Consider the following 6,188-nt stretch of genomic DNA (forward strand, 5'->3'; position numbering starts at 1 on the left):
GTCGAAGATGTCCAGGTGGGCCCAAGACGCCTGGTCGCGGTGATCGTTCCCGAGCAAAGTGATTTCGCGGCGGGACGCACCGAGTGGCTCCTGACGCCGCTTCAGGATTCGGTTCGGGTCGACTATCGCGCCCAGCTTGAGCCCGGTTTTCAGCTGTTTCCGCTGGTGGGACCCGCGTTGATGAAGGCCGGCCTGGAACGCGAGCTGCGCACCTTCCTCGGTCAGCTCCAAGAGCGCGCAGCATCGATGTGACCGGGTTCTTCTTCATGCGCGTGATCACCGTCACCTTGAGCGCACGCTGCTTGAAAGCCAGAACGGCGCACTGACAAAGGCCGGAACGATCACCCAGAGAGTGCGGCGCTCCCAAAGCGCAATGGCCTATTGTCTTGACGGAGGCTCAGCTGATCGAGCTGACGACTCAGGTATCCGTCTTCATGAGGGTCCGGATAAGCCTGGCGAGTGCGGCCTTGCCCTCGCCCAATGAGCTGTGATGGCGCACAATCGCAGGAGAGGCTGGCCGTTGGGTCCAGCCCTAGATGGCGCCGGCCTCTTTGAGATGTGGCTAACGGCATGATCCATGCCCACACGTCGTCAATCGCGTCAATGCCGCCGGCATCGTCGGTGATGGCACCATCGGCTGGGATACACGAGTGAGTCCGTTCGTACCCGAGTTGAAGCTGGCTAGCCCCTTCATCACCGGCGAGGTCACCGTTGGCGATCTCCTCTCCCACCGCAGCGGTCTCCCTGCGCATGGTGGCGACCTCCTCGAAGACCTAGGCTTTAGCCGGGAGCAGATCTTGCCGCGGCTCCAGTTCCTCCCGCTCGATCAGTTTCGAATCAGCTTTAACTACAGCAACATCGGGTATACATTCGGTCCACAGATGATGGCCTTCCCATTGTCCCGCTGGGACGGCAACCTCTTCGTGTTCGAGACCAGGGGTGAGAACGCAATCGGGCTCAGTGGCGCCGAGTTCCATATGGACGGCCAACCGCAGGCGACTGCGGTCACGCTGGAGCGCTACAACAAGTACGGTCAGGGCCGCTTTGAGCGTTTACCAAGCCCTCCGCAGCTCTAACCCTTCGTAACCTAAGCCGTCGAAAGGCGGTGCTGACCCTGTGTCTCCAAGAGTCTTGTGAGGTCTCGGTGCGAAGGGTCGGATCAACCCGACTCAACGCTAGCCACCACGGCAATCGTATCCTGTATTGCCAGGATCGGGTTCGACGGGCACGCACTTCCGTGCGCGGTCTGGTACTCTCCGCTTCTGATTTGAAGCGCCGTACCGCATGACCCGCCGTTCCGCCGATACCCCTGTCCGCTCCAAAGCTCGCCGCGGCTCCACCAGTCAACGACGGGCATCGACAAAGCACAGCACAAGCACCGCGCGGCCAGTGCCGACTCAAGGCCGTGCCACTGCCTCGACGCTGCGACGACTCCTAGCCTGGTTGCGCGGCGTTGTGATTACGCTGGCGCTAATCTCCGCCATCTCGTTCATACCGGTCTCGGTCACCGCCGAGTGGCCCGAGACCGGCCAACGGGCCATGGTGATCACCCGCGAGGTGCGCGTCCTCCTGGTCGATGTTGGCAACGCGCTCATTAGGGCGAGCGCGGACTGGCTAAGCGACTCGGGCCCCGTGCTCCTAGAGCGCGGGGAAGACCTGGTCAGGGATGCACTCGCGCTTGCCAGCGATGGCGACCTGGGCATTCGTCTACCCAGTCTGGGCGATCTGCTGCCAGACCCCAAAGCGCTGTTTGGTGATTTCATCGGGGGGCTGGTTGACGACCTGGTCGGAGATTGGTGGCCTCAACCCACCCTACCAGCTGGCGGCGGTGATCTACCGCATGTCGCCGGCAGCTTCGCCAACGCCAAGGATTTGCTCTACGATCGAGTCTATCGTCGCCATCGCGTCACCGCCTATTGTGGCTGCAGCTACAAGCGTCGCCGCAACATCGACCTGAGCAGTTGCGGCCTCGAGCGCTATGCCAACAATGAACGAGCTCGGCGCGTAGAGGCCGAGCATGTCTTTCCCGCCACACAGTTCGGGAATTTCCGCCGCTGCTGGCGCGACCCGGCCAGCTATCGCGCCTGCCGCGAGGACAACGGTGAGCTGATGTCTGGGCGCGCCTGCTGCTTGCGCGTCGATGAAGGCTTCGTCGTTGCCCACAATGATCTGCACAACCTCATTCCCGCAGTTGGTATGATCAACGGCGATCGCCGAGACTATCCCTGGGGCATGGCACCGGACGGTGAGCGTTACGGTGACTGCGGCATTCGCATCGACGCCCGCGGCCGACGCGCTCAGCCGCCCGACGCCCTGCGCGGAGACATCGCAAGGATCATGCTGTACATGCACGACACCTATGGGTTTCGGCTCTCAAGGACCGATGAGCAGCTGTATCGGGCCTGGAACAATCTCGACCCTCCAGATGCTTGGGAGATTCGACGCCAGGAGCGGATCGCACGGCTGCAAGGGATGGAAAATGAGTATGTGGTGAGGTATCGGCAGCTGTAGATGAGCCAGAAAGAAGAGCGTTGCGCTGGGGCCATGCCGACCATGATCCGGCTGCGGCTGAAGACGGCTGTTGCCGATCTCACTTGCCGAGGCGGGACGCGAAGCGGACCATTGCTCAGTCTCCTACGGGTTGCCTGGCCATCTCGACCAGAACCTCACGCGCCTCGCCGGGTGAAGCGATCGGGCGCAGCAGTGGAATGCGTCGAGGACGATCGTCAACCCTGACGTCGATACCTTCAGCGTCGATGCCGACCATTAGAACCTCCTGCTCGCAGTCTGCGCCGTCCAGCGCCCTCAAGTAGCCGCGTAACGCATCCTTATGGTCTTGGTTCATGTGCGCGATGATCCGACGCCGTGATTCTGGGCTCAACGGATTGGCGCGCAGTATACGGTCGGTACCGAGCCAACGGGCAGTGGCGAAGCCTCCGTTCCAGTGAAAGCGAGTGGGCGTGAAGCGGTAGAAAACAAAGCCGAGCTGCTCAAGGTACAGCCGGGCCTGCGGAAAGTAGCCAAAATAGTGCTCGGCATCGGCGTCTGGACGAGCTGCAATGATCTCCCCAAGCGCACTCAGTCGGCCGCGTTGCTGGACATCGCCTTCGCCCTCCTCGACCACCGTCAGCCCACAACGGCTGTCGGCCGCGAGATTCTTGGTGTGTTGCGATAGCGGGCTGAGCAAGAGCAACGGCAGCCCCTCTTGGTCAAGGACGTAGGGCACGACCGAGCCGAACGGATAGCCGGCCAGCTCCAAGGAGTGGGTCGAGAGCACGCCGTGGAAGGTGCCGGCGAGCACCTGGCGGGCCGCAAAGGCCTGTGTGTCGCTGTCTGTCATTGGGAAGCCGCAGCGGCAGGCAGCACGGCTTCGACCTCCGCCTCGGTTACGGGAAGGGTCAGCACTGCATGGAGCGGAAAGCGCTCGTTCACTCCGGCCAGCGACCAGCTATCGGGCATAGTTGTAGATGGCGCAGGGACTGGCGTCTGGCATCGGCTTGGCGTCACCTGTATAGACGAGCAGGCTTAGCCCCTCGTCGAAGGGCGCGAGCACGACGTAGCTGACCTTGTTGTCCGGCAAGCCGCAGAACCGGTTGCCATGAAGGAGCGTCGGGTCGGCGGGCAGCTCCAGCCGGTAGATCGCTCCCTCGACCGGACCCTGCTGGTCGCCCCAGTGGCCCGTTACCGAACCCTCGGCAGACATCGCGAGCCTGGTCCCGTCCCCAAACATGATCGCATCATCCGCGACCTGAATGTCGCCGGTGATCGAGGTCGCCGTATTGCTCAACGCCTCCCACTTGCCCTTGAGATCGGCGGCTGCGGCGCCCTGCGCCAGACCGAAGGCCACGACGGCCATTGTCAGCGTCGTCATCCTCATCGTCTCAGTCTCCGAGTGTGCGAATGGCTCTGCATTATAGTGGTGCTCGGCACCGGGCTGCATGGGCTGGTCCTGCACCCCGACAGGGCCGAACGCCTGATGCTGGTGCTGATCCTTGCGCGGCTGGTGGACGAGTCGGCACGGAAGTCGAGCCGGATCGCTCTATCGAAGCGACCTGGAAGGCGCCATAGCGCCATGCCTCCCCGAGCGTCGCATAGGCCGTGGTCATGAACAGGCTGAGGCTGATCAGCAGCGCTCCGCCGACGAAGATCAGTAAGTAGGCGAAGACCTCGGTATCGCGCAGATAGACACCGAGATCGCGTTTATGCCAAACCAGGCAATGGACGGCAAAGTTGACCCCGCCGGCGACCATGAAGACGATCGCGATCAGCTCGATCGCAACACTGTCGAAGTAGCCGAGGCTCGCGTCATGGGTCGAGAAACCGCCCGTCGCCACCGTGGTGAAGGCACGGCCAATGGCATCAAAGCTGCTCATGCCAGCCATCCAGTAGCTCAGTGCACAGGCTGCGGTCAGCGCGAAGTAGAGGGTCCAGAGCGCACGCGCGGTCTCGGCGATGCGCGGTGTTGGCTTCTCGTGCTTGGCGACGCCGGAGGTTTCAGCACGGGAGAGCTGCATACCGCCGACGCCGAGCAGAGGCAGTATCGCGACCGCGAGCACGATCACGCCCATGCCGCCGAGCCATTGGATCTGCTGGCGATGGTAGAGGATCGACTGCGGCAAGGCGTCGATCTGCTCGACCACTGTGGCCCCGGTGGTCGTGAACCCGGAGATGGATTCGAACACCGCATCGGTCACGCCCCAATCCAGGCCGAGCATGAATGGAAGCGCGCCGAGCATACCGAGCACCGCCCAGAACAGGGAGACGATCAGGAAGCCATCGCGCACCGAGAGCTGCTCGCGCTCGCGGAGATTTGGCAGCCAGAGGAGCAGGCCCGCGCTCGCGCTCAGCGCTAAGGACAGTGCGAAGGCGGGCCACTGTTCGTCAGCGTACCAGAGCGAGAGATGCTTCCTGCGACGCGATGCTGGTTCAAGGACGCAGCCAGCGCAGCACCAGTAGCATGCTCATGGCTTGTACCAACAGGGTCCAGAGCACCACGCCATAGGCGATGGACTGGATCGTCCACCAATACGGCAGCTCCACCGGCAGCGACAACGCCAGCGCCAGGGTCACCGCGCCGCGCGTGCCGCCCCACCACAACAGCGGATACCAGGTGCCGGGCAGGCGCTCAGTGCCTGGCAACCGCACAGCGAGCGGCAACAGCAGCAGCACAGCCGCCGCACGCGCCACCAGGGTGGCGCCGATGCCGATCAGCATCGCCAGCCATTGATCGGTGAACATGACCAGCTGCACGCTGATGCCAGCGATCAGGAACAACAGCCGGTTGGCGAGCCATGCCTTATAGGCCCAGAGCACCGACAAGGCCTCGTCGTCAGGCTCCCGGCGGCGGTGTTGGCCGAACAGGAGCCCGACGCAAAGCACCGCGACCAATCCGGAGACCTCGAGCTGGGTGGCCAGGGCATAGCCGCCGTAGGCCGTGATCAGGGTCAGGACGCCGCGCTCGACGGGCCTGTCCAATGCTCGCCTCAAGCGCACCGCCAGCGCGCCAACGGCCAGTCCGACCAGGGCCCCGCCGACCAGCACGCCGACCATGGCCAGCGCGCTCTCATCCCAACGCGCCCAGGCCCGGTCACGAGTGGCCAGCGCCACCAGGAAGGTGAAGAGCACGATCGCATTGGCATCGTTGAACAGTCCCTCGCCATCGAAGAGCAGCTGTAGTCGCGGCGGCGCGCCGGCGCGCCGGAGCGCCTCCAACACACCGGTCGGCGCGGGGGCCGACAGCAGCGCCCCGGCGATCAAGGCCGCAGGCCATGGAAAGCCTGCAGGATGGGCAATGCCGATGTACAGCAGCGCGGCAATCAAGGCCGTGGAGAGCAGCATCACCGGCAACGCCAGGGTCAGGATCGGCACCAGGTTGCGCAGCAGGTGGCGCGGCGCCAGGTGATAGGCGCCCTCGAAGATCAGGATCGGCAGCAGAAGATGGAAGATCAGGTCGTCAAACCACCGCCAGTGGAGCCCGGTGTCGCCGCCGATTGCGACCCAAGCCTCTGAGCCAAGGAAGCCCAGCAGCACCAGGACCGCGCCCAGGGGCACACCCAGGCGCCGCACCCAGGGCTCGAGCGCCAAGGTCAGCGCCAGTAAGACCGCGTAGAAGGACAGGATCGCGAGCATGGGTGGGACCTCTCGTGCGCGGCCCCCGGCGCGCCTCACCGAGCCGGGTCGAGCAGCTC

The 6,188-nt window shown here is 64.0% G+C and carries 7 protein-coding genes; 3 read left to right on the top strand and 4 right to left on the bottom strand.

The window, feature by feature from the left end:
- The 3 genes from ACY693_RS13540 to ACY693_RS13550 all read left to right on the top strand — a co-directional run.
- Window positions 1-252, top strand: a 252-nt coding sequence (locus ACY693_RS13540) for a hypothetical protein (RefSeq protein WP_462322356.1), incomplete at its 5' end; no start/stop codon positions are given.
- A 362-nt stretch (window positions 253-614) separates the two neighbouring features.
- A complete protein-coding gene (locus ACY693_RS13545; RefSeq protein WP_462322361.1) occupies window positions 615-1,076 on the top strand; it encodes a serine hydrolase in 462 nt (153 codons plus the stop codon).
- Between the two features lie 313 nt (window positions 1,077-1,389).
- Entirely contained in the window at window positions 1,390-2,511 is a 1,122-nt protein-coding gene (locus tag ACY693_RS13550; RefSeq protein WP_462322357.1) for an endonuclease, read from the top strand.
- A 115-nt stretch (window positions 2,512-2,626) separates the two neighbouring features.
- Here ACY693_RS13550 and ACY693_RS13555 read toward each other — a convergent pair whose 3' ends face one another.
- From ACY693_RS13555 to ACY693_RS13570, 4 genes are all read right to left on the bottom strand, one after another.
- Entirely contained in the window at window positions 2,627-3,340 is a 714-nt protein-coding gene (locus tag ACY693_RS13555) for a HugZ family pyridoxamine 5'-phosphate oxidase (protein ID WP_462322358.1), read from the bottom strand.
- Between the two features lie 108 nt (window positions 3,341-3,448).
- Window positions 3,449-3,871 (bottom strand): hypothetical protein, encoded by a 423-nt coding sequence (locus ACY693_RS13560; RefSeq protein ID WP_462322359.1) that lies wholly within the window; start codon window positions 3,869-3,871, stop codon window positions 3,449-3,451.
- A gap of 40 nt (window positions 3,872-3,911) precedes the next feature.
- Window positions 3,912-4,859 carry a TrkH family potassium uptake protein gene (locus tag ACY693_RS13565; protein WP_462322362.1) on the bottom strand — a complete coding sequence of 316 codons (948 nt, stop codon included), beginning with the start codon at window positions 4,857-4,859 and terminating at the stop codon, window positions 3,912-3,914.
- Between the two features lie 67 nt (window positions 4,860-4,926).
- The coding region (locus ACY693_RS13570; RefSeq protein ID WP_462322360.1) for a cation:proton antiporter at window positions 4,927-6,188 on the bottom strand (1,262 nt) is incomplete at its 5' end.

Source organism: Halochromatium sp., assembly GCF_054919635.1.